The organism is Nocardia arthritidis NBRC 100137 (assembly GCF_001612765.1).
Lineage (GTDB): Bacteria > Actinomycetota > Actinomycetes > Mycobacteriales > Mycobacteriaceae > Nocardia > Nocardia arthritidis.
The window spans coordinates 23,005-45,112 of the sequence record NZ_BDBB01000010.1 but is presented as its reverse complement, the minus strand read 5'-3'; the positions used below and the strand labels follow the sequence as shown (position 1 = coordinate 45,112).

Annotated in this window: 24 protein-coding genes and 1 pseudogene; 20 read left to right on the top strand and 5 right to left on the bottom strand. The window is 69.4% G+C overall.

Going from position 1 to position 22,108, the window contains the following annotated elements; genetic code table 11:
- Positions 1-49: 49 nt before the first annotated feature.
- From NA8_RS09975 to NA8_RS09935, 9 genes are all read left to right on the top strand, one after another.
- Positions 50-649 carry an ATP adenylyltransferase gene (locus tag NA8_RS09975; protein ID WP_063050105.1) on the top strand — a complete coding sequence of 200 codons (600 nt, stop codon included), beginning with the start codon at positions 50-52 and terminating at the stop codon, positions 647-649.
- A 23-nt stretch (positions 650-672) separates the two neighbouring features.
- Complete coding sequence (pgsA, locus tag NA8_RS09970) at positions 673-1,368, top strand: phosphatidylinositol phosphate synthase (RefSeq protein WP_063050104.1); 696 nt, start codon at positions 673-675, stop codon at positions 1,366-1,368.
- Between the two features lie 88 nt (positions 1,369-1,456).
- The gene (locus NA8_RS09965) at positions 1,457-2,425 is read left to right on the top strand and encodes a phosphatidylinositol mannoside acyltransferase (RefSeq protein ID WP_063050103.1); all 969 of its coding nucleotides are present in this window, start codon (positions 1,457-1,459) and stop codon (positions 2,423-2,425) included.
- Positions 2,422-3,546: a glycosyltransferase family 4 protein gene (locus NA8_RS09960; protein ID WP_063050102.1), complete on the top strand. Its 1,125-nt coding sequence runs from the start codon at positions 2,422-2,424 to the stop codon at positions 3,544-3,546. Before NA8_RS09965 ends, NA8_RS09960 begins: the two co-directional genes overlap by 4 nt.
- On the top strand, positions 3,546-4,589 hold the full coding sequence (locus NA8_RS09955) for an NUDIX hydrolase (protein ID WP_063050110.1): 1,044 nt from the start codon (positions 3,546-3,548) through the stop codon (positions 4,587-4,589). The genes NA8_RS09960 and NA8_RS09955 overlap by 1 nt, the downstream gene beginning before the upstream one ends.
- A 424-nt stretch (positions 4,590-5,013) precedes the next feature.
- Positions 5,014-5,934 (top strand): pyridoxal 5'-phosphate synthase lyase subunit PdxS, encoded by a 921-nt coding sequence (gene pdxS / locus NA8_RS09950; protein ID WP_063050101.1) that lies wholly within the window; start codon positions 5,014-5,016, stop codon positions 5,932-5,934.
- Positions 5,935-5,958: 24 nt separating this feature from the next.
- On the top strand, positions 5,959-6,843 hold the full coding sequence (locus NA8_RS09945; protein ID WP_063050100.1) for a LysR family transcriptional regulator: 885 nt from the start codon (positions 5,959-5,961) through the stop codon (positions 6,841-6,843).
- Positions 6,844-7,005: 162 nt separating this feature from the next.
- On the top strand, positions 7,006-7,500 hold the full coding sequence (locus NA8_RS09940; protein ID WP_063050099.1) for a WKL family lipoprotein: 495 nt from the start codon (positions 7,006-7,008) through the stop codon (positions 7,498-7,500).
- Positions 7,501-7,650: 150 nt separating this feature from the next.
- Positions 7,651-8,385, top strand: a complete 735-nt coding sequence (locus NA8_RS09935) for an SDR family oxidoreductase (RefSeq protein ID WP_063050098.1) — start codon at positions 7,651-7,653, stop codon at positions 8,383-8,385.
- A gap of 198 nt (positions 8,386-8,583) precedes the next feature.
- Here NA8_RS09935 and NA8_RS09930 read toward each other — a convergent pair whose 3' ends face one another.
- Positions 8,584-9,243: a nucleoside/nucleotide kinase family protein gene (locus tag NA8_RS09930; RefSeq protein ID WP_063050097.1), complete on the bottom strand. Its 660-nt coding sequence runs from the start codon at positions 9,241-9,243 to the stop codon at positions 8,584-8,586.
- 106 nt (positions 9,244-9,349) lie between these two features.
- Between NA8_RS09930 and NA8_RS09925 the strand changes: the two genes are divergently transcribed.
- The 3 genes from NA8_RS09925 to NA8_RS09915 all read left to right on the top strand — a co-directional run bounded on the left by NA8_RS09925 (position 9,350) and on the right by NA8_RS09915 (position 11,817).
- Positions 9,350-10,171, top strand: a complete 822-nt coding sequence (locus NA8_RS09925; protein WP_063050096.1) for an acyl-CoA thioesterase — start codon at positions 9,350-9,352, stop codon at positions 10,169-10,171.
- A gap of 78 nt (positions 10,172-10,249) precedes the next feature.
- Positions 10,250-10,900: a pyridoxal 5'-phosphate synthase glutaminase subunit PdxT gene (gene pdxT / locus NA8_RS09920; protein ID WP_063050095.1), complete on the top strand. Its 651-nt coding sequence runs from the start codon at positions 10,250-10,252 to the stop codon at positions 10,898-10,900.
- A 164-nt stretch (positions 10,901-11,064) separates the two neighbouring features.
- On the top strand, positions 11,065-11,817 hold the full coding sequence (locus NA8_RS09915) for a YebC/PmpR family DNA-binding transcriptional regulator (protein ID WP_063050094.1): 753 nt from the start codon (positions 11,065-11,067) through the stop codon (positions 11,815-11,817).
- A gap of 211 nt (positions 11,818-12,028) precedes the next feature.
- Here the strand turns inward: NA8_RS09915 and NA8_RS09910 are convergent, their stop codons facing one another.
- Positions 12,029-12,235 carry a DUF5988 family protein gene (locus tag NA8_RS09910; RefSeq protein WP_040867713.1) on the bottom strand — a complete coding sequence of 69 codons (207 nt, stop codon included), beginning with the start codon at positions 12,233-12,235 and terminating at the stop codon, positions 12,029-12,031.
- Positions 12,236-12,404: 169 nt separating this feature from the next.
- Positions 12,405-13,162 (bottom strand): annotated as a pseudogene (locus NA8_RS34620) (alpha/beta hydrolase); the annotation flags it as partial.
- 112 nt (positions 13,163-13,274) lie between these two features.
- Here NA8_RS34620 and NA8_RS09895 point away from each other — a divergent pair.
- The 5 genes from NA8_RS09895 (at position 13,275) to ruvB (ending at position 16,845) form a co-directional block, all read left to right on the top strand.
- The gene (locus tag NA8_RS09895) at positions 13,275-13,790 is read left to right on the top strand and encodes an O-acetyl-ADP-ribose deacetylase (protein WP_063050091.1); all 516 of its coding nucleotides are present in this window, start codon (positions 13,275-13,277) and stop codon (positions 13,788-13,790) included.
- A gap of 260 nt (positions 13,791-14,050) precedes the next feature.
- On the top strand, positions 14,051-14,503 hold the full coding sequence (locus NA8_RS09890) for an acyl-CoA thioesterase (RefSeq protein WP_063050090.1): 453 nt from the start codon (positions 14,051-14,053) through the stop codon (positions 14,501-14,503).
- Positions 14,504-14,585: 82 nt separating this feature from the next.
- Positions 14,586-15,155 (top strand): crossover junction endodeoxyribonuclease RuvC, encoded by a 570-nt coding sequence (gene ruvC / locus NA8_RS09885; protein WP_063050089.1) that lies wholly within the window; start codon positions 14,586-14,588, stop codon positions 15,153-15,155.
- A complete protein-coding gene (gene ruvA / locus NA8_RS09880; RefSeq protein ID WP_063050088.1) occupies positions 15,152-15,754 on the top strand; it encodes a Holliday junction branch migration protein RuvA in 603 nt (200 codons plus the stop codon). Before ruvC ends, ruvA begins: the two co-directional genes overlap by 4 nt.
- Positions 15,755-15,762: 8 nt before the next feature.
- Positions 15,763-16,845 (top strand): Holliday junction branch migration DNA helicase RuvB, encoded by a 1,083-nt coding sequence (ruvB, locus tag NA8_RS09875; protein ID WP_040867707.1) that lies wholly within the window; start codon positions 15,763-15,765, stop codon positions 16,843-16,845.
- A 27-nt stretch (positions 16,846-16,872) separates the two neighbouring features.
- Here ruvB and NA8_RS35510 read toward each other — a convergent pair whose 3' ends face one another.
- Both NA8_RS35510 and NA8_RS09865 read right to left on the bottom strand, forming a co-directional pair.
- Positions 16,873-17,436 (bottom strand): DivIVA domain-containing protein, encoded by a 564-nt coding sequence (locus NA8_RS35510; protein WP_063050087.1) that lies wholly within the window; start codon positions 17,434-17,436, stop codon positions 16,873-16,875.
- A gap of 151 nt (positions 17,437-17,587) precedes the next feature.
- Entirely contained in the window at positions 17,588-18,253 is a 666-nt protein-coding gene (locus NA8_RS09865; protein ID WP_063050086.1) for a TetR/AcrR family transcriptional regulator, read from the bottom strand.
- Positions 18,254-18,289: 36 nt separating this feature from the next.
- On the opposite strand from NA8_RS09865, the gene NA8_RS09860 reads away from it, so the two are divergent.
- The 3 genes from NA8_RS09860 (at position 18,290) to secD (ending at position 22,107) form a co-directional block, all read left to right on the top strand.
- Positions 18,290-19,780: a flavin-containing monooxygenase gene (locus tag NA8_RS09860; RefSeq protein WP_063050085.1), complete on the top strand. Its 1,491-nt coding sequence runs from the start codon at positions 18,290-18,292 to the stop codon at positions 19,778-19,780.
- A 171-nt stretch (positions 19,781-19,951) separates the two neighbouring features.
- Entirely contained in the window at positions 19,952-20,308 is a 357-nt protein-coding gene (yajC, locus tag NA8_RS09855) for a preprotein translocase subunit YajC (protein WP_063050084.1), read from the top strand.
- A 119-nt stretch (positions 20,309-20,427) separates the two neighbouring features.
- Positions 20,428-22,107: a protein translocase subunit SecD gene (gene secD, locus NA8_RS09850; RefSeq protein ID WP_063050083.1), complete on the top strand. Its 1,680-nt coding sequence runs from the start codon at positions 20,428-20,430 to the stop codon at positions 22,105-22,107.
- Position 22,108: the final 1 nt, after the last annotated feature.

Below are 22,108 nucleotides of genomic sequence, written 5' to 3'. Positions count from 1 at the left end.
GCCACGGCATGAGCGGTCAGGCCCGGAGGCGGCAGGGGAGGGACACGGCATGACCGAGCGGACGGTGCCGGACGGGTTCGCGGATCTGAACGGAACCGCAACCCCGGACGAGCCGGGCAGCATCGTGGACAGCGGCGCAGGCGAACCGGATCGGCTGCTGCGGCTGTGGACGCCGTATCGGATGTCCTACATCGCGGAAGCGGCCACCGGGCCCAAGGATTCGACCGGCCATCCCTTCACCGACATCCCGAAGATGTCCGATGAGGACGGACTGGTCGTCGCGCGAGGCGAGCTGGTGTACGCCGTGCTCAACCTGTACCCGTACAACCCGGGGCACATGATGGTCGTGCCGTACCGCAAGGTGGCCAACCTGGAGGACCTCACCGAGGCGGAGAGCGCCGAACTGATGGCCTTCACTCAGCAGGCGATCCGGGTGATGAAGAAGGTGTCGCGGCCGCACGGGTTCAACGTCGGGCTCAACCTCGGCGGGGTGGCCGGTGGGTCGCTGGCCGACCACCTGCACCAGCACATCGTGCCGCGCTGGGGCGGAGACGCGAACTTCATCACCGTCATCGGCGGGGCGAAGGTGATGCCGCAACTGCTGCGGGAGACCAGGGCGCTGCTGTCGGCGGCCTGGAAGGAGGCGTAGATGAGCGACCGGGTGGATCGGCCGTGCTGAGCTTCTTCGGCCGCGAGACGTTCGCCAAGGCGACGGCTCCGCTGGGCCGGGCGCTGGTCGGCACGGGACTCACACCCGACGCCGTGACGCTGATCGGCACCACCGCCTCCATCGTCGCCGCGGTCACGCTGTTCCCCACCGGGCACCTGTTCTGGGGAACCATGGTGATCTGGTTGTTCGTCATGTTCGACATGCTCGACGGGGCGATGGCCAGGGCGCGCGGCGGCGGTACGAAGTACGGCGCGGTGCTGGACGCCACCTGTGACCGGCTGGCCGACGGTGCCATCTTCGCCGGGCTGGCCTGGTGGGCGGTCTTTCACGAACAGCACAAGCCGCTGTTCGCCGCGACGCTCGTCGTTCTGGTGACCTCGCAGGTGATCTCCTATGCCAAGGCGCGCGCGGAGGCCAGCGGACTGTCCGCGGACGGCGGCATCATCGAGCGGCCGGACCGGCTGATCATCGTGCTGGTGGGCGCCGGATTCACCGGCATCGCCGGCTACTGGGGGATCGAGTGGCTCACCTACGCCGTGCACGCGGCCATGTGGATCCTCGCCGTGCTCAGCATCGTCACCGTCGTTCAGCGGGTACTGGCCGTGCGCAACTCGCCGGGGGCGCGCACCGTGATTCCAGCCGGACGGCCGCAGAGCCCGAGCGCGGGAACCGCCGACACCCCGGGACTTCCGTCGTGACCTCACGCCGTGCGGGGCGCCGGCCGATCGGCGGCGGCGTCCGGGTATTCGCGACGATGGACTACCAACCTGCGGTGCGGGAGTGCGGATGACGATAGGGGAGCAGCTCGCCGCCGCCGGATACGCGGCGGGCTGGCGGCTGGTGCGTGCGCTGCCGGAGTCGACGGCCCGGCGACTGTTCGAGTGGGGCGGGGACCGGGTCGCCCGCAGCGCCAATCGGGAGTTTCACGCGGGCGGCGCGCCGGACCAGTTGCGGCGCAACCTGGCGCGCGTGCTCGGCGTACTGCCCGCCGACGTGCCGGACGAGCTGATCAGCGCCAGCATGCGGTCGTACGCGCGATATTGGCGGGAAGCATTCCGGCTGCCCGGGATGGATCATGCCGCGATCGACTACTTCGTCGCGGGGCTGCAATACCTGGACGCCGCACTCGAGCAGGGCCGAGGCGTGATTTTCGTGCTGCCGCATTCCGGCAATTGGGACATGGCGGGCGTCTGGCTGGTGCAGCACTACGGCGGCCTATCCACGGTGGCCGAGCGGTTGAAGCCGGAATCGCTGTTCGAGCGGTTCGTCGCCTACCGGGAGAGCCTGGGCTTCGAAGTGTTCCCGCTGACCGGTGGGGAGCAACCGCCGTTCGACCAGTTGGCGTCCCGCCTGCGGCAGAACAGGATCGTGTGCCTGATGGGTGAACGCGACCTCACCGGCAAAGGCGTTCCGGTCCAGTTCTTCGGTGAGCGCACCTGGATGCCCGCGGGCTCGGCGAAACTGGCCATCGAGACCGGCGCCGCGCTGCTGCCGGTGCACGCGTGGTTCGAGGTCGAGGCCGACGGCCGCGAGAACTGGGGCCTGAAGGTCGAGGCGCCGGTAGACGTTTCCGGTGGCGTAGCCGCGGCCACGCAGGCGCTGGCGGATCGCTTCGCGGCGAATATCGCCGAGCGCCCCGCGGACTGGCACATGCTGCAACCATTGTGGGAGAGCGATCTCTCGCCCCGGCGGCGCGCGATGATCGCCACCGCGCAGGCGAGCATCAAGGGCGAGCAGGGAGAAGTATCGCCATGAAGATCGGCATGGTCTGCCCCTATTCGTTCGACGTCCCCGGTGGGGTGCAGGCACATGTGGTCGAGCTGGCTCGGGTGTTCATCGAGCGGGGGCACAAGGTCAGTGTGCTCGCGCCCGCGGGCGAGGACACCCCGTTGCCGGAGTTCGTGGTGTCGGCGGGCCGCGCGGTGGCCATCCCGTACAACGGGTCGGTGGCCAGGCTGTCGTTCGGGCCCATGGCCTACACCAGGATTCGCCGGTGGATCGACGGCAACGACTTCGACGTCCTGCACATCCACGAACCGAACGCGCCGAGCCTGTCCATGCTCGCCTTGAAGATCGCTGAGGGTCCGATCGTCGCGACCTTCCACACCTCGACGACGAAGTCCCTGGTGCTGAGCACTTTCCAGGGCGTGCTGCGGCCGTATCACGAGAAGATCTCCGGCCGTATCGCGGTCTCCGAGCTGGCGCGCCGCTGGCAGGTCGAGGCGCTGGGCTCGGACGCGGTGGAGATCCCCAACGGGGTCGACGTCCCGGCGTTCGCCCGCGCGCCGATGCTGCCCGGCTATCCGCGCGCCGGCGGCACGGTGCTGTTCCTGGGACGCTACGACGAGCCGCGTAAGGGCATGGAGGTACTACTCGGCGCGCTGCCCGATCTGGTGCGCGGGCATCCCGACGTCGAGATCCTGATCGTCGGCCGCGGCGACGAGGACCGGTTGCGCCGCGAAGCGGGCAAGCTGTCCGGCCATCTGCGCTTCCTCGGCCAGGTGTCCGACGAGGAGAAGGCTTCGGCGATGCGCAGCGCGGACGTGTACGTGGCGCCCAACCTGGGCGGGGAGAGCTTCGGCATCATCCTCATCGAGGCGATGGCGGCCGGCACGGCGGTGGTGGCCAGTGAGCTGGACGCGTTCCGCCGGGTACTGCGGGACGGTACGGCGGGCATGCTGGTCCCGATCGGCGATTCGGCGGCCCTGGCCGCCGCGCTGCACACCGTGCTCACCGACGAGGTGCGCAGAGAGGCCCTGGTGCGCACCGCGACACAGGTGGTCGGCGAGTACGACTGGCCGGTGGTGGCCGAACAGATCCTGCGCGTCTACGAGACGGTGACCGTCGGCGACACCCGAGTGCGGGCCGCCGGATGATCACGTTCTCCGCCACGACCGTTCTCGTCCTCGCGCTGGTCGCGGCGATCGTCGTCGCGATCGGTCTGTGGGCGTACTCCACCGCCAACCGGCTCGACCGGCTGCACGTGCGCTCCGACCAGTCCTGGCAGGCGCTGGACGCGGCGCTGGCCAGGCGGGCGGTGGTGGCCCGGTCGGTCGCCATGGCGATCGCGGGCCCGGTGTCCGATCCGGCCATGGCGGAGAAGGCCAGACAACTCTCGGCCCTGGCCGATCGGGCCGAGCGCGCCGGGCCCGCTGAACGGGAAACGGTGGAGAACCGGCTGTCCTCCGCGTTGTCGGCGGTGGACATCGGCACGCTGCGCCCGCAACTGGTCGCCGAACTGGCCGACGCCGAGGCCCGGGTGCTGATCGCCCGCCGCTTCCACAACGACGCCGTGCGCGACACGCTGGCGCTGCGCACCCGACGTCCGGTCCGGATCCTGCACCTCGGCGGTACCGCCCCGCTGCCTTCCTACTTCGAGATCACCGAGCGCGCTACTCCGGCGGCGTCCACCGGCCTGGCGGTCGACACCATCCGCACCACGGCGCGAGTCGTGCTGTTCGACGAGAACGACCGGACGTTGCTGATGCGCGGCAACGACCCGAAGACGCCGGAGGTGTCGTTCTGGTTCACCGTCGGCGGCGGCGTGGAGCCGGGGGAGAGCCTGCGCGCGGCGGCCGTGCGGGAACTGTACGAGGAGACCGGCTACCGCGCGGATCCAGCTGACCTGCGCGGCCCGATCTGGCGGCGGGTCGCGGTGTTCCCCTTCGACGGCGAGCTGATCCGGTCCGAGGAACTGTTCTTCGCGCTGCGGGCGCGTGGTTTCGAACCGCACGCGGCGAATCGGACCCTGATCGAGCGTCGCTCGATCACCGGGCACAAATGGTGCACCGCGGCCGATATCGTCGAGCTGGACCGCTCCGGTGAAACCGTCTACCCGTATCACCTGGACGAGCTACTCGCCGAAGCCGCCGAGGCGGCATCGGGCACCGCCGACCCGGAGGTCCGCTCCATCCGCTGACCGGCCCCGAACGCATGTGATGTGTTTCACGATCGTGATAGCGTCGCGATGATTCGGCGCGCCGGAGGGTACTGCTGTCAGGGACGCATGTCAGTTCGGTGTCGTGGTCCTGCCGATGGCGGGGCCGTTCCTGCTCGGTTGTGGAGGTAGTTCGTTCATGTCGTACCTGCTGTTCGATTTCCTGTTGCCGCTGATCGGCCCCGCGGCCGCGGAGTACTGGGCGACGTTGCTGGTGGTCGGCCCGCTGTGATCCAGCGCCCGGCAACGGCCGGGCAGCCGGGATGGCGCGCTGGCCGAGCCTTCCCGGCCCAGGGCGCCATAACCGAGATCACACCAGGCCAGTGCCCTCCAACTGGCTATCAAGTGGCCTTTCGCGACCGGCTTAGAATCGTGGCGTTCGCATCCGAGCGACCGATTGGCGCACATGCTGGAGGAATTTGCCGTGACCACCCCCGAGACCACCCAGACCGTCGGCACCGCCCGCGTCAAGCGCGGCATGGCCGAGATGCTCAAGGGCGGGGTGATCATGGATGTCGTCACGCCGGAGCAGGCCAAGATCGCCGAGGACGCCGGCGCGGTCGCGGTGATGGCGCTGGAGCGGGTGCCCGCGGACATTCGTGCCCAGGGCGGCGTGTCCCGGATGAGCGATCCGGACATGATCGACGGCATCATTTCCGCGGTCTCCATTCCGGTCATGGCGAAGGCCCGTATCGGCCACTTCGTGGAGGCGCAGATCCTGCAGAGCCTCGGCGTCGACTACATCGATGAGTCCGAGGTGCTCACCCCGGCCGACTACGCCAACCACATCGACAAGTGGAACTTCACCGTGCCGTTCGTCTGCGGCGCCACCAACCTCGGCGAGGCACTGCGCCGAATCACCGAGGGTGCGGCCATGATTCGCTCCAAGGGCGAGGCAGGCACCGGCGACGTGTCCAACGCGACCACGCACATGCGCAAGATCCGGCAGGAGATCCGCCGCCTGTCGTCGCTGCCCGAGGACGAGCTGTTCGTCGCGGCCAAGGAGCTGCAGGCACCCTACGAGCTGGTCCGTGAGATTGCCGAGACCGGGAAGCTGCCGGTCGTGCTGTTCACCGCGGGCGGCATCGCCACCCCCGCCGACGCCGCGATGATGATGCAGCTCGGCGCCGAGGGCGTGTTCGTGGGTTCGGGCATCTTCAAGTCCGGCAACCCGGCCCAGCGCGCCGCCGCCATCGTCAAGGCCACCACCTTCTACGACGACCCGGACGTGCTGGCCAAGGTGTCGCGCGGTCTCGGCGAGGCCATGGTAGGCATCAACGTCGAGGACATCGCCCAGCCGCACCGCTTGGCCGAGCGCGGCTGGTGATCCCGGACCGGTAGCGTCTGCCGCGTGGAGTTGCGGCAGTTGCGGTACTTCGTGGCCCTGGCGGAGGAGTTGCACTTCCGCCGGGCCGCGGAGCGATTGTTCATCTCGACGCCCACGCTCAGCCAGCAGATCAAGGTGCTGGAGCGGGAGCTGGGCGGCCCACTGCTGATCCGTGAGCCGCGAGTGGAGCTGACGCCCGCGGGCGCGGTGCTGCTGCGCTCCGGCAAGACCGTGCTGCGCGCGATGGACGAAGCGGTCAGGCAGACCAGGCGCGCTGCCGTCTCCGATGCCCCGGTGTTGCGCCTCGGGCTCCTCAACGGCGTCCCGCCTCGGCTGCCCATCCGCATCGAACGCCTGCTCACTGCCGCGGTGCCCGGCGCCAGGATGGTGCTCACCGGCGGGACCACCGCCGATCAGGTGCGCTTCCTCGATGACGACGAGGTCGACCTCGCGCTCGTCCGCACGCCGGTCGACCTGCCCGAACGCTTCGCGCAACGGGCAGTGGCCCACGAGGAGCTCGGCGTGCTGATGTCGCAGCGGCATCCGCTCGCGAGCGCGGCACTGCTCGACCCGGCCGACCTCAGCGGTCAGGAGCTGATCTTGTTCGCGCGCGAAGCCGCGGTCGGCCTGCACGATTCGCTGTTGCGCACACTTGCCGATCACGGCGCCAGGGTGCGGCTGAGCGAGAGCGCGATGGGGCACGCGCAGATGCTCGCGGTGCTGCCCGCGCGGACCGACGTGATCGGGCTCAGCTCCTCCCGCGCGAACGCAGTACCCGGTCTGGCCTGGCGGCCGCTGCGCGGCGCGCCCCTGGTGGTGACCTACGCGGTTGCCTGGCGCGCGGCGGTGCGCGATCCGGCCGTCGCGGCGCTGATCGCCGCCCTCGAGGGCGAATCGTCGGAGGAATAGACCGCGCGGACCGCTCCCGGTGCTAGGTTCAACTCTTACGGCGGCCAGAAAGTCGCCACATGGTTCTCACAATCACGCTCAGTAGCTTCGCCATTCGATGGCCGTCCCGGCCATATCGCGCCCTCTCACCGTCGGAACGATCCGAACGCAAAGGACGAACAGTTGAAGCTTCCCAAGACCGGACGCACCGCAGTAGCGGGCTTGGCCCTCGTGGCCGCCCTCGGCCTCGCCGCCTGCGGCAGTGATGACTCGAGCGACTCACCCACGTCGACCCGTGCCACGGCCGGTGCCTCGGCGACGGCGACCATACCCCCCGCGCCCACCGTCGACGAGCTCAACGCCCTCCTGCAGAAGGCCCTCGACCCGGCGGTGCCGAACGAGGAGAAGCTCGACTCCGTTCAGGGCATCGAAGCCGACCCCGGCCTGCCCAACCGCTTGGCCGAAGCGTTCCGGCAGGCGAACGCCACGGCCGTGGTCACCGGAGTGACCGCTTTCGGTGACAGCGTGAGCGCACAGGCCAAGTTCACCATCAACGGGCAGGAGAGCCAGGTCGATGTGCCGTTCGTCCTGGACGGCGGCAAGTGGAAGGTGCAGAAGACGTGGGCTTGCCAGGCGCTGGCCAACCTGAACCAGCAGTCCCCGGCCTGCACCCCGTGACGGCCGGAGCCGCCCTCGCGCGCACGGACGGTGCTGTGCATCGCCCGCGCCGCCCCGAATCGGTCCGCGGCCTGCGGTGTTAGGTCCCGGCTAAGGCGTATTCGGCAGTGCGACATGGACACCCGGCCGTCGTGATGGTCGGCTGGAGCCATGACAGCAAGCAACACAAAACCCGAACGTGTCGTCGTTGTGGGCGGCAGTTCCGGCATGGGACTGGCGCTGGCGGCCGCGCTGATCGCCGACGGCACGGAGGTGACCATCGCGGGCCGTTGCGCCGAACGGCTCGCCGCGGCCGAGCGCACCCTGTCCGCGGGGCCGGGCACGGTGCGCGCGGTCGTCGCGGACATCACCCGCGAAGCCGACCTCGAGCGTTTGTTCGCCGAGCTGGAGCCGGTCGATCATGTCGTCACCACCGCGGCCGACGTCACCGGCGCCTATCAGCCAGTGGCCGGGTTCGACCCCGACATGGCCTGGAATCTGCTCTCGTCCAAACTGATCGGACCCACCCTGCTGGCCAAGCACGCGCGGGTGGTCCCCGGCGGATCGGTGACCTTCACCTCCGGCGTCGCCGCTGACCGGCCCGCACCGGGCGGCGCCATGGTGGCGGCCGTCAACGGCGCCCTCGCCTCGCTGGCCTACGCCCTGGCCCTCGAGCTCGGCCCGGTCCGCGTCAACGTGGTCTCACCGGGGTGGGTCGACACCCCGATCTGGGACACCATCGCGGGGCCCGCCAAGACCGAACGTCACCGGCAGCTCGCCGCGCGCCTGCCGGTCGGGCGCATCGGCCATCCGTCCGATATCGCGCAGGCGATGCTCGGTGTGATGCGCAATCCCTTCATCACCGGCACCGTCCTGCACGTGGACGGCGGGCACCGGTTGGTGTGAGTGGTGGGGGAGCGTTGGACAACTCCGGCCGTGCGACGGTGTCGAGTCCGGTTGTCATGACGAAACGCTGATCGGGCCGAGCGCGCCGACAGTGATGGCGCAGGATGTGGACCGACCGCACCGAAGGGCTCACCACGGCGAGGGGTGACACATATGGATACATGGATATGCGCATCTGACAATGAGTCTCGCGGAACACTATCCAGCAGTCCGATGTCGGCGAGACGGAGGCTGGTTCGCTCGCTCCTCGTCGACTCGAAGCGCCGGACGCTCAGGATGATCCCACCGCACGAAGAAGGTCGGCGTATAGGGGTTCTCGGCGTCGTGCCGCAGCAGAGCGGGGATGGTCCACTGCGCGTCGGCCGCGGTGCGGCGGCGGAGCGCGGGTTCGGACAGGTCCAGCCGGAGGCTCAGGTCGGCGTCCAGGTGGCGTCCGGCGAGCATCGGGCCCGCGAGGACGATCGTCGTCGCGGGCGGCGCCGTGCGGATCGCGGCGCGCGCGGAGCGGTCGGCGCCTTCGTCCCAGAGCGAGGGCAGCCACCGGCCGTGGCCGCGGAGCGCGTCGATCACTTCCCGGCGCAGCGCGGCGTAGTCGAACCACGCGGTGCGATAGGACATCTCGTCGGTGCGGCCGAACTCCATGCGCAATGAGGCAGGACGCACGTAGTCGTGTAGGGAGACCACGTCGGCCGACCGGCCTGCCTCGCGCAGCGCCTCGACGATCCGCTGGGCGAGCGCCACCGGCTGGGCCGCGTCCGCGCCGTCGACCGCGATCACGGTGTGCGCAGCCGCGGTCAGCACGGGTTCGATCACCTGCTCGACGAGTCCGTCCGGAGTGATGGGCAGAAAGCGGGGCACCCGTCCATCTCAGCAAATCGCGACGGCTTGGGGAGGCGTGGGCGTTGCCGGACGTTCACCGGCGGCCGAGCGGCGACATCGTGAGCGGCCGGGATAATCTCTGCGCATGGCGACAATCGAAGAGGCGCTGGAGATAGAGCGGCTGGAGCGGGACATCTTCCGTGGCGCGTCCACCAAGACCCAGCTCCCGCGCACGTTCGGCGGCCAGGTTGCCGGCCAGGCGCTCGTGTCCGCGGTCCGGACGGTGGAACCGCGATTCCAAGTGCACTCGCTGCACGGCTACTTCCTGCGTCCGGGCAATCCGCAGGAACCGACGGTCTACCAGGTCGAGCGCATCCGCGACGGCCGGTCGTTCTGCACGCGGCGGGTGACCGGCATCCAGGACGGCGCGGCGATCTTCACCATGTCGGCGTCGTTCCATGTCGGTGACCAGGGGCCCGAGCATCAGGACGTCATGCCCGGCGTTCCGATGCCGGAGGATCTGCCCGACGCGAGCACCACGATGAGTCCGGAACGATTGTGGGCGATGCGCGAGTGGGAACACTGGGACATTCGCATGGTCCCGCCGGAGAACGTGTCCCGCCGCGACGGCGTGGTCTCCCAGCAGCAGGTATGGTTCCGCTACCGGCACCCGCTACCGGACGATCCGCTGGTGCACGTGTGCACCCTCGCCTACATGAGCGATATGACGCTGCTGGGTTCTTCGAAGGTCGTCCACCCCGACGAGCCGACCCAGAACGCCTCGCTCGATCACGCGATGTGGTTCCTGCGCCCGTTCCGGGCCGACGAATGGCTGCTCTACGATCAGTCCTCGCCGTCGGCGGCCTTCGGCCGGGGCCTGACCGGCGGCAAGATCTTCACTCGGGAGGGCACGCTGGTCGCGGCCGTGGTTCAGGAAGGTCTCATCCGCACGCTGCGCGAAGAGTGATCCTGGCCTTGCGGCGATCCGCGTGCGGCGGACGACCGTGAGCGCGCCCACATCGGCACGGCTCGTAAGCTTTCCGGCGTGAACGCTACCTCGGTCACCGCCCCCGCCGCCGACACCGGACAGGCGCCGTCCCGGCCCGTCATCGGCGTGCTCGCGTTGCAAGGCGACGTCCGAGAGCACGTCGCCGCGCTCGCCAGCTGCGGCGCCGAGCCCGTGCTGGTCCGGCGCGAGTCGGAGCTCGCGGCCGTGGACGCGCTTGTGCTGCCCGGCGGCGAGTCGACCGCGATCAGCAAGTTGCTGGCGGCCTTCGAACTGCTGGAGCCGCTGCGCGCGCGGCTGCGCGACGGCCTGCCCGCGTTCGGCTCCTGCGCGGGCATGATCCTGCTCGCCTCGGAGGTGCTCGACACCCGCCCGGACGCCGAACATCTGTCCGGCATCGATATGACGGTGCGGCGCAACGCGTTCGGCCGTCAGGTCGACTCGTTCGAAACCGACCTGCCGTTCGCGGGCCTGCCCGGCGGCCCGGTGCGAGCGGTGTTCATACGAGCGCCCTGGGTCGAGCGGGTAGACGAGGGCGTCGAGGTCCTGGCCACCGTGCCGGACGGCCCCGCCGCGGGCCGGATCGTCGCGGTGCGGCAAGGGAATGTCCTGGCGACCTCGTTCCATCCCGAGGTGACCGGCGATCTGCGGGTGCACCGGATGTTCGTGGAGATGGTCCGCTCGGCTTGACGGGCGCGCTCGGACGCAGTCCCCGCGACGACGAGTCGGTGCGGAGCCGGGGCCGCTTTGCATGGCCGTAGTGGACGCCCGAGTAGGCTGGGGAAGCTGTCCGCCCGGCCGTGCCGGTACCGTACACACGACCGAACGTGCCATCGACCTGAAGGAAGTAGGGAATGAGCGGCCACTCCAAATGGGCCACCACCAAGCACAAGAAGGCTGCGATCGACGCGAAGCGCGGCAAGCTGTTCGCGAAGTTGATCAAGAACATCGAGGTGGCGGCCCGTACCGGTGGCGGTGATCCGGATGGCAATCCGACGCTGTTCGACGCCATCCAGAAGGCGAAGAAGTCGTCGGTCCCCAACGACAACATCGAGCGCGCCCGCAAGCGCGGCGGTGGCGAGGAAGCCGGCGGCGCCGACTGGCAGACGATCATGTACGAGGGCTACGGACCCAACGGCGTCGCCGTGCTGATCGAATGCCTCACCGACAACCGCAACCGGGCCGCGGGCGAGGTCCGGGTCGCGATGACGCGCAACGGCGGCAACATGGCCGATCCGGGCTCGGTGGCCTACCTCTTCCATCGCAAGGGCGTCGTCACCCTGGAGAAGAACGGCCTGTCCGAGGACGACGTGTTGATGGCGGTGCTGGACGCGGGCGCCGAGGAAGTCAACGACCTCGGTGACGCGTTCGAGATCATCAGCGAGCCCGGCGATCTGATCGCGGTGCGCACCGCGCTGCAGGGCGCCGGTATCGACTACGACTCCGCCGAGTCCGGTTTCCAGCCCTCGGTGTCGGTCGCGGTGGACGCCGACGGCGCGCGCAAGGTGATCAAACTCGTGGACGCCCTCGAAGACAGCGACGACGTGCAGAACGTCTACACCAACGTCGACATCTCGGACGAGGTGCTCGCTCAGCTCGACGACTGAGTCGAGCTACCTCGGGTAGCACTGCGCGAAATCGGGGCGGCCGGTCTACTGACGGCCGCCCCGAAGCATGTCCGGACCGGACAGTCCACCCCGTAGCGGTCGATGGCGCACGGAGAACGCAGATGCGGGCGGGTGATCGCGGAATGCCCGGTGATCTCCCCGGCGGTGCGCCGGGTGCCGACGTCACCGTCGCCGGGGAGGGGAGCCGGGATTACTCCGCGATCTTGGTGCGCTCGCACCATTCGTATACGCGCAGTCGCCCTTCGGGTGTGTCCTGCTCCCGCTGGGTGACCTTGAAGTGCTCGTATCCGCCGCGGAACGGCACCTTCAACTCCACTCCGGGCGGGGTGATCGGGACGATGCGCGCGGGCAGATCTTGCGGCCCGCCTTCGAGGACAGCTTTTGCACCAATGCTCATCCTCGGATGGTAGAAGCGGGAACGGCCTGATCGTGGCACATTCAGGGCACGGTCAGTACCAATTTGCCGACGGTTCGCCCGTATCGCCCAACGCGCGCGCTTCTGCCGCCTTCGAGAGGGGGAACGACGCGGCGATTCGCCGGGCCAAGGGCGCCGGATCCGGTCAGCGGTCGAACGCCTCCCACGCGGCGGCGTCGCCACCGAAGAGACGGGAGACGGTCTGCTCCTCGGTGCCGGAGGACGGCCCGAGATCGCCGGCGATGTCGACGAACGTGTGCACCAGATCGGGATGCATGACCGCCAGGTCCACCGCGCAGGTGCCGCCCATGGACCAGCCGACCACCGCCCAGCGCGCGGGATCGGCGGAGGCGCCGAACCGTGCTTCGACGTGAGCGGGCACGTCCTCGGTCAGATGCGAGGCGGCGTTGCCGCGCGGCCCGTTCACGCATTCGGTGTCGTTGTTGAAACTGCCGCCGGCGTCGACGAAGACGAGTATGGGGGCGAGGCCGCCGTTCGCCTTCGTGAAACCGTCCAGGGCGGGCATTATCTGGCCGCTGCGGATCCAGTCCGCCGGGGTGTTGAACTCGCCGCCGATCATCATCACCACCGGCAGTGCCGGCGGGGCGGTTCGGTGGGCGCGGGGTCGGAGGCCAACCCCTCGTCGGCGACATACCAGGCGGCGGCCGCCGCCGCGACGCCGACCGCCGCGCATGCCGGTAGCCGGAACAGCCACCACCGCCTGGTTCGCCGAGCGACGGCGACCAGCAGGACAACCCCGGCGAGCAGTTCGACGGTCGGCGGCAGCCAGCCGTGCAGCAGTGAGATCCCGTGGTGGAACGCGTGCTGCTGATTCAGCGCCGGACTCGCCGGAGGTGAGCGCGGTGGCGCCGGAGTCGGGGGAGCGGCGAGTACCGGCACGTCCGGCATTGTCGCGGCCATTCCTCGAGGCAGGCAGGCTGTGAATCGGCTCGAGCACCGCTGGGTGACCGGGCCTTCGGTGTGCTCGATGCGCCGTTGGTTCGCGAGGCAGAATGCGAGCATGGTCGAACTGGTGCTGGTGCGCGGCGACATCACCGAACAGGAGGTCGACGCGGTGGTGAACGCGGCGAATTCGTCGCTGCTCGGCGGCGGGGGAGTCGACGGCGCGATCCACCGGCGCGGCGGCCCGGAGATTCTGGCGGAATGCCGCAGGCTGCGTGCGTCCCGCTACGGCTCGGGATTGGCGACCGGGGCCGCGGTCGCGACCACGGCCGGTCGCCTGCCCGCGCGCTGGGTGATCCACACGGTCGGTCCCGTGTGGTCGGCCACCGAGGATCGCTCGGCCTCGCTGGCCTCGTGTTATCGGGAATCTCTGCGCGTCGCGGACGAATTGGGGGCGCGGACGGTCGCGTTCCCGGCGATCTCCACCGGCATCTACGGCTGGCCGATGGAGGACGGAGCCCGGATCGCGGTCGACACGGTTCGCGCGACTCCCACGGCCGTGCCGGAAGTCCGGTTCGTTCTCTTCGATGAGCGTGCTCACGCTGTGTTCGCGAGACAGGTCGCCAGGGCTTGAGGCCGGCCGCCCCACTCGCGTGTAACGCACGGTTTCCCGTGCCGAGTGGCGGAGTCGTTGTCGAGCGTCGGCGACTATGCGCCGTGCCTGACGCCGGTGCCCGGCCTCGGCGTGGACCATCGATATCGAGTGGCGGCCGCTGCCGAGGTGTCATCGGTGCGCCGTTGTGCGACGCCGGAGTCCGGGCGATCTCTGCGGTGCGGGCCGCGATCCACCTCGGCACGCCCTGCTTGTCGGTGGCCGCTGGCATAGTTCGGCGCGTGTCGTTCACTACCCGTCTCGAAGTCCGGGTGTCCGACTTGGACCCGCAATTGCACGTCACCGGCGCGGCTTACCACCAATTCGCCGACCACGCGCGATTCGCGTGCGTCCGAGCGGCGGGCGTGTCGGTCGACGAGCTGCTCGCCTCCGGCCTGGGGCCGGTCAACCTGGAGACCGTGCTGCGCTTCCGGCACGAACTACGCGGCGGCGACACCGTCGACGTGTCGTGCGCTTGGCAGTGGGGTGCGGGCAAGACCTATCGGGTCGAGCACACCCTGACGCGCGCCGACGGCGTGGTCGCCGCGACGGTGTCCAATGTCAGCGGCTTGCTGGACCTGGCGGCACGGCGCCTGGTCACCGATCCCGCGCAGCAGTGGGCGGCGCGTGCGAGTCGTCCGGAGTTGCTCGGCCTGCCGGGCGCGTCGCGGGAAGATGGTGACCTCGGCGGATAGCCGGGCCGTGTCGCGGGGCGGCGAAAGAGCAAGCCTCCGCTAGACTCTCGAACAGTTGTTCGTGTCCGGGAGAGGGGTTGTCGTGCGGGTGATGGGCGTCGACCCCGGACTCACCCGATGCGGCCTCAGCATCGTCGACGGCGGGTCGGGGCGGAAGGTCACCGCCGTGGACGTCGACGTGGTCCGCACTCCCGGTGAGATGGACCTGGCCCATCGCCTGCTGGCGGTGGCCGACGCCGCCGAACGCTGGATGGACACCCACAAGCCGGGTGCCGTCGCCATCGAACGCGTCTTCGCTCAACACAATGTCCGCACTGCCATGGGCACCGCGCAGGCGGGCGGAGTGATCGCGCTGGCCGCCGCGCGCCGGGGGATCCCGGTCGCGTTCCACACACCCAGCGAGGTGAAGGCCGCGGTCACCGGCAGCGGCACCGCGGACAAGAAGCAGGTGACGGCCATGGTCACCCGGATCCTCGGCCTGCACGTCGCGCCGAAACCGGCGGACGCGGCGGATGCGCTGGCGCTGGCGATCTGCCATTGTTGGCGGGCGCCGCTGCTGGAGCGGATGGCGGCGGCGGAGGCCAAGGCGGCCGCGGCGCAGCGCCGGTACATCGAACGGCTGGCCGAACAACGGAAGGCGGTGCACGGGTGATCGCGTCGGTACGCGGTGAAGTGCTGGAAATCGCCCTCGACCACGCGGTGATCGAGGCGGCGGGCGTCGGCTACCGGCTCAACGCCACCCCGTCCACACTGGCCGGGCTCACCCGCGGCGAGGAAACCCGGCTCTACACCGCAATGATCGTCCGCGAGGACTCGATGACCCTCTACGGGTTCGCCGACACCGAGGCGCGCGACCTGTTCGGCCTGCTGCAAACCGTCTCCGGCGTCGGACCCCGCCTCGCCATGGCGGTGCTGGCCGTCCTCGAGCCCGAGGCGCTGCGCAAAGCGCTGGCCGAGAGCAACGTGGCGGCGCTGACCAGGGTGCCCGGCATCGGCAAGCGCGGCGCCGAACGCATGGTGGTGGAACTGCGGGACAAGGTGAACCTCGTTCCGGTGCCCTCCGGCCCGCCCGGATCGGCGCCCGCGGCGGCCACGCCGGTGCGTGATCAGGTCACCGAGGCGCTCGTCGGCCTCGGTTTCGCCGCCAAGCAGGCCGAACAGGCGATCGATGCGGTGCTGGCCGAACAGCCGGCCGTCGACACCTCCGCCGCCCTGCGGGCCGCGCTCGGTCTGCTCGGCAAGAACCGGTAAGGCGCGTCATGGACCACCACGAGGAACCTACCGAATCCCAGGTCAGCGCAAGCTATCTGAGGTCCGACGGCGAGATCGAGGCGAGTCTGCGCCCACAGTCGCTGGACGACTTCATCGGCCAGCCCCGAGTGCGCGAACAGCTCGCGCTGGTATTGCGCGGAGCCAAACAGCGCGGCGGCACACCGGACCACGTCCTGCTGTCCGGCCCGCCGGGTCTCGGCAAGACCAGCATGGCGATGATCATCGCCGCCGAACTCGGCACCGCCCTGCGGATCACGTCGGGTCCCGCGCTGGAGCGGGCGGGCGATCTCGCCGCCATGCTCAGCAACCTGGTCGAGGGCGACGTGCTGTTCATCGACGAGATCCACCGGATGGCGCGTCCCGCGGAGGAGATGCTCTACCTGGCGATGGAGGACTTCCGGGTGGACGTGGTCGTCGGCAAGGGGCCCGGCGCGACCTCCATTCCCCTGGACATCGCGCCGTTCACCCTGGTCGGCGCCACCACCAGGTCCGGAGCGCTGACCGGCCCGCTGCGCGACCGTTTCGGTTTCACCGGGCACATGGACTTCTACGAGCCCGGCGAACTGCTGCGCATCCTGAAGCGCTCGGCGCACATCCTCGGTGTCGTGATCGAGGAGGAGGCGGCGGCCGAGATCGCGGGGCGCTCGCGCGGTACGCCCCGCATCGCCAACCGCCTGCTGCGCCGCGTCCGCGACTACGCCGAGGTGCGCGCCGACGGCCGCATCACCCGCGCGATCGCCCACGCCGCGCTCGAGGTCTACGACGTGGACGTGCTCGGCCTCGACCGACTCGACCGCGCGGTCCTCGGCGCCCTCGTCCGTAGTTTCGGCGGTGGCCCGGTGGGGGTGTCCACCTTGGCCGTTGCGGTCGGAGAAGAGGCCGCGACCGTGGAGGAGGTATGCGAACCGTTCCTGGTGCGCGCGGGCATGGTCGCGCGCACACCGCGCGGCCGGGTCGCCACCGCGGCCGCCTGGGAACACCTCGGTCTCGTTCCGCCGCCCGACCTCGTGTTCGGCTCCATCGAAGTGCGCGGTCGCGAGCCACACCCCACGCTCGATCTCTTCGAATGAATCGCCCGTCCGGGTGACCGACCGCGGTCAGCGGCGATCGCGCAGGGCGGCGGCGACCAGGTCGAGGAAGGCGTCGACCTCGTCGCGTTGATAGCCGCGGGTGCCGAGGCGGGCCTCGGTGAAACGGACGGCCTCGACATCGGCGATGGTGAGACTGCCCGGCCCGCCGTGCACGAGGGTCGCGGCGACCAGGTCGAGGAAAGCGCCGACCTCCTCCTCGTCGTATCCGCGCCGCCCCACCGCGGCTCGGCTGAATCGCATGCGCCGCACGTCATCCGGAGTGAGGATGGCGTGGCCGTTGCCGTTCGCGGCCGGGACCGGCCGGACGCCGCGCTGACGGAACTCCAGCTCGACGCGCAACTGGTCGAGATATTCGTCGACCTGGTCGGCGCGGTAACCACGCTGGCCGAGCCGCGGCGCGCCGAAACCGACATGCCGTAGATCGTCGGCGGCCAGCGCGCCCTCCCCGGCCAGGGTCGCGGCGACGAGTTCGAGGAAGGCGTCCACCTCGTCCGCGTGGTAACCCCGGTGCCCGAGCGTGGGGGTCGCGAAACGGGTGCGGCGCACGTCCTCGGGAGTCACGGGCGACATTCTGTCAGGCGCGGCGCGCCGGGCCGATCGGAAGGGAAATTTCGTGTTTCCCTGGCCTTTTGCGAACAAGGGCCGTCCCCCTGGCGAAAGCGTCGGATCAGTGCGCCTCACCCTAGCGTCGGTGGCGATGTCAGGGGGATTGCCGAGCCGCTCAGTCCTTGCGAACGCCGTCCACGAGCAGGCGGCGGATTGCCTGGGTCAGCCCGGCGATCGCGGCCTCGTCGGGTTCGCGCAGCGAGTAGACGATGCCCGCGATCAACATGCCGGTCACCGCCCGCGCGGTGTTCATGGTGTCCAGGTCGGCGCGCAGGTAGCCCTGCTCGACGCCGTGGTCGAGATAGCCCGCGGTCAACGCGTCGGCCGTGTCGAGCAGCCCGTACAGCCGCTGGGTGAGCTCGTCGTCGATGCCGGTGGCGTGGAACAGCAGCAGCTGGGCCACTCGGCGATCGGCCAGCAGGATCTCGGTGAGGGCCACGCCGATGCGGTCGATCTGGGCGCGGTACTCGTCGAGGGAGGCGGCGGCGTCCGGGGCGTTCTCGGTGCCGAGGGCGGCGATGATGCGCGCGGCCAGATCGTCGATGACGTGGTCGATGATGTCGCGCTTGTTGCTGAAGTACCGGTAGAAGGTGCCGTGACCGATGCCCAGCTGTCCCGCGATGTCGGCGATGCCGGTGGTGTGATAGCCCTTCTCGGCGAAGCAGACGAACGCGGTGTCGATGATCTCCTGACGCAGTTCGGCTTTCCGTCGCTCGGCACGCGTGGATGGCTTCGTCACCTTGCCGATGATACAGTCATCACAAACGGAATGATGTGTCATTCCGTGATATGTGGTTCAGCTAGCAGGAGGTTCGGTGTGGCGCCTCAATACGACGCGGTCGTGGTCGGTGCGGGGTTCGGGGGCATGGGAGCGGGGATTCAGCTCGATCGGCTCGGCCTGGGCAATTACGTCATCCTCGAACGCGAGGACGATCTCGGTGGCACCTGGCACGTCAACCACTACCCGGGTCTGGCGGTCGACATCGCCTCGGTCACCTACTCCTACTCCTTCGAACCGAATCCGCGCTGGTCGCGGCTGTTCGCGCCGGGCGAGGAGCTGAAGAAGTACGCCGAACACGTCGCCGACAAGTACGGCCTGCGCCGCCGCATGCGCTTCGGCACCGTCGTCGACGGCGCGCGCTGGGACGAAGAGCAGCAGCACTGGGTGGTCTCGATCGCGGGCGGGCAGACCGTCACCGGCCGTTATCTGCTGACGGCGACCGGATTCCTGTCCCAGCCCTACACGCCGCCGTTCCCCGGTATCGACTCGTTCGCAGGCAAGATCATTCACACCACCGCCTGGGAGGACGGCTTCGACCTCACCGGCCGCAGGGCCGCGATCATCGGCACCGGCGCCACGGCCGTGCAGCTGGTGCCGGAGGTCGCCAAGAAAGCGCGGGCGCTCACGGTGTTCCAGCGCACCCCGATCTGGGTGGTCCCGAAGATCGACACCGCGATCCCCGCGCCGGTGCGGAAGCTGTTCGAGCGGGTCCCCGCCACGCAGAAGGCCGCGCGACTGGTCAACACCAGCCTGCTGGAGGCGCTGATGGTGGTCGGGGTGCTGCACTTCAAGCAGGCCAGGCTGCTGAACAAGGGCGCGGCCGCGCTGGCCAAGGCGCATCTGCGGGCGTCCGTGCGGGACAAGGAAACCCGCAGGCGGCTGACCCCGGACTACGACTTCGGGTGCAAGCGGCCGACCTTCTCCAACCACTACTTCACCACGTTCAACCAGCCGCACGTGCGGCTGGAGACGAACTCGATCGACCACATCGAGCCGGACGGCATCGTCACCGCAGACGGGCACAAGACCGAGATCGACACGCTGATCCTGGCCACCGGCTTCAACCTGTGGGACGTGAACTTCCCGGCCATCGAGATCATCGGCCGGGACGGGGTGAACCTCGGAAAGTTCTGGCGGGACAACCGGTTCCAGGCCTACGAGGGCATCACGGTGCCGAAGTTCCCCAACTTCCTCAGCCTCAACAGCCCGTACTCCTACAGCGGCCTGTCCTACTTCACCACCATCGAAGCGCAGATGAAGCACATGGGCCGCCTGTTCGGCGAGCTGCGCCGCCGGGGCGAGACGACCTTCGAGGTCACCGAGCAGGCCAACGCGGCGTTCCTGGACCGGGTCACCGCCAAGCTGGGCTCCTCGGTCTTCTACGGCGGCGACTGCGCCACCGCGCGCAGCTACTACTTCAACCAGCACGGCGAGGCGGCCCTGCTGCGGCCCACCAGCACGCTCAACGCGCATCGCGAGGCGGTCGGCTTCCCGCTGGAGGACTACGCCTACGGCAGGACCGCCTGAGGTCGGCGCCCCGCCTCGCCCGCCGGAGTGTCGTTCGCCGGGCGAGCCGGTGCGCGGTGAGAACGTTGTAGCTGTCCAGCGGGTGTGCGGGTGTGGCACTCGCGCGGTGAACTGGCAGACTGTGTGGGTACTTGTCCATCCCACCCACGACACTAGGGACTGACTTCGACGATGGAACTGCTGTTTCCGCTGCTACTGGTAGCCCTGCTCGTGCCGATGTTCCTCGGTGTCCGCCGTCAGAAGCGGGAAGCCGAGAAGGTCGCAAGCATGCAGGACAACCTGAAGGTCGGCGATCAGGTCGTCACCACGTCGGGTCTGTACGGCACCGTGGTCGAACTCGATGACACCACGGTCGATCTCGAGATCGCCGAGGACGTGGTCACCACGTGGCTGCGCCAGGCCATCCGTGAGGTGCGCACCGAAGAGGTGGGCGCCGAGGAGACCGGTACGGAGACCGGCGGCTCGGACGCGACCGACGCCGTCGAGGAATCCGCCGAGCAGACCGAGACCCGCCTGACCAAGGACTGACCGTTCCGGTCGTGCCCCGGCTCGCCGGATGTCGCCGCGGCCGTTGGTCCGCGCACCCGGCGCCGCTGGCGCACGCCCGCTGTTCCATCCTCGACTTCCCGCCTAGGAGATGACGTACTGTGCCACCTTCCCAGGGATCGGCGCACCCGCTGCGGCTGATCGGTGTCTATGCCGCGCTGCTGGCCGTGGTCTATGCGCTGGTGTTCTTCACCGGTGACAAGTCCCCGACACCCAAGCTCGGTATCGACCTGCAGGGCGGCACCCGCGTCACGCTGTCCGCGCGCACGCCCGACGGCAGCAAGCCCAGCCAGGACAGCCTGAAGAAGGCGCAGGACATCATCGAGAACCGGGTCAACGGGCTCGGCGTCGGCGGCTCCGAGGTCGTCATCGACGGCGACAACATCGTGATCACCGTGCCCGGTGACGACGGGCAGCAGGCGCGCGCGCTGGCGACCACCGCCAAGCTTTACATCCGGCCCGTATTGCAGGCCGTGCCCGCGGCGGGACGCGGCGCTACCCCGCAGCCGACGCCGGGCACGCAACCCGCGCCGGCCGCGCAGCCGACGACGCCGGAGACGACGCAACCCGCGACACCGGAAACCGCCGAGCCTGTCCCGGCTCCGCAGCAGCGCGTGTTCCCCGCTCAGCAGCCGACGCAGCCCCCCGCCGATCCCAGCCTGACGCCCACCGAAGAGGCGACGAAGGAGATCCAGGCGGCCAGGGCGCTGCGGCAGAGTTCCGACCCGTCCGTGCAGCAGACCGCGCTGGCCACCCTCGACTGCGGAAAGTCCGATCCACTCGCGGGTAACGACGACCCTGCTCTTCCGCTGGTGACCTGCTCGACCGACGGCACCGAGGTCTTCCTGCTGGACAAGAGCCGCATCGACGGCCAGGAGATCAAGGACGCCACTTCGGGGCTGAACCAGCAACAGGCCAGGCACGAGGTCTATCTGGACTTCAAGTCCGCCGGCAGCGACGCCTGGGCGACGCTGACCGGCGAGTACGTCTACAAGCGGGTCGCCTTCGTGCTCGACTCGAAGGTGGTCAGCGCCCCGGTCGTGCAGCAGGGCCCGCAGCAGGGCGGCCGCACCCAGATCTCGGGCAACTTCACCGCCACATCGGCGAAGGAACTGGCGAACACGCTGAAGTACGGCTCGCTGCCGCTGTCGTTCCAAACCTCCGAGGCCGAGACAGTCTCCGCGACGCTGGGCCTGTCCTCGCTGAAGGCGGGCCTGCTCGCCGGTGCGGTCGGCTTGATTGTGGTGTTGCTCTACTGCCTCACCTACTACCGGATGCTGGGTTTCGTCACCGGTTTGTCGCTGGTGGCCTCCGGATTCGCGGTGTACGGCATCATGGTGCTGCTCGGGCGCTGGATCGGGTTCACACTCGACCTCGCCGGTATCGCCGGTCTGATCATCGGTATCGGTATGACCGCCGACTCGTTCGTGGTGTTCTTCGAACGCATCAAGGACGAGATGCGCGAAGGACGCAGTTTCCGTTCCGCGGCTCCCCGTGGCTGGCAGCGCGCCCGCCGGACCATCCTGTCCGGCAACGCCGTCAGCTTCATCGCCGCGGCCGTGCTGTACATCCTGGCCGTCGGCCAGGTGAAGGGCTTCGCGTTCACCCTCGGTCTCACCACGATCCTCGACGTGGTCGTGGTGTTCCTGGTCACTTCGCCGCTGGTGCTGCTGGCTTCGCGGACGGCGTTCTGGTCCAAGCCCTCGGTGAACGGCCTCGGCGCGATCCAGCAGATCGCCCGCGAGCGGAAGGCGGCCGAGGCCGCACTCGGGAAGGCGTGAG

Excerpts from the sequence above, each read along its gene's own strand:
- NA8_RS09975 (WP_063050105.1), top strand. The coding sequence starts at position 50 with ATGACCGAGCGGACGGTGCCGGACGGGTTCGCGGATCTGAACGGAACC.
- NA8_RS09965 (WP_063050103.1), top strand. The coding sequence starts at position 1,457 with ATGACGATAGGGGAGCAGCTCGCCGCCGCCGGATACGCGGCGGGCTGG.
- NA8_RS09960 (WP_063050102.1), top strand. The coding sequence starts at position 2,422 with ATGAAGATCGGCATGGTCTGCCCCTATTCGTTCGACGTCCCCGGTGGG.
- pdxS (WP_063050101.1), top strand. The coding sequence starts at position 5,014 with ATGCTGGAGGAATTTGCCGTGACCACCCCCGAGACCACCCAGACCGTC.
- NA8_RS09935 (WP_063050098.1), top strand. The coding sequence starts at position 7,651 with ATGACAGCAAGCAACACAAAACCCGAACGTGTCGTCGTTGTGGGCGGC.
- NA8_RS09925 (WP_063050096.1), top strand. The coding sequence starts at position 9,350 with ATGGCGACAATCGAAGAGGCGCTGGAGATAGAGCGGCTGGAGCGGGAC.
- NA8_RS09915 (WP_063050094.1), top strand. The coding sequence starts at position 11,065 with ATGAGCGGCCACTCCAAATGGGCCACCACCAAGCACAAGAAGGCTGCG.
- NA8_RS09910 (WP_040867713.1), bottom strand. The coding sequence starts at position 12,235 with ATGAGCATTGGTGCAAAAGCTGTCCTCGAAGGCGGGCCGCAAGATCTG.
- NA8_RS09895 (WP_063050091.1), top strand. The coding sequence starts at position 13,275 with ATGGTCGAACTGGTGCTGGTGCGCGGCGACATCACCGAACAGGAGGTC.
- ruvB (WP_040867707.1), top strand. The coding sequence starts at position 15,763 with ATGGACCACCACGAGGAACCTACCGAATCCCAGGTCAGCGCAAGCTAT.
- NA8_RS35510 (WP_063050087.1), bottom strand. The coding sequence starts at position 17,436 with ATGTCGCCCGTGACTCCCGAGGACGTGCGCCGCACCCGTTTCGCGACC.
- NA8_RS09865 (WP_063050086.1), bottom strand. The coding sequence starts at position 18,253 with ATGACACATCATTCCGTTTGTGATGACTGTATCATCGGCAAGGTGACG.
- yajC (WP_063050084.1), top strand. The coding sequence starts at position 19,952 with ATGGAACTGCTGTTTCCGCTGCTACTGGTAGCCCTGCTCGTGCCGATG.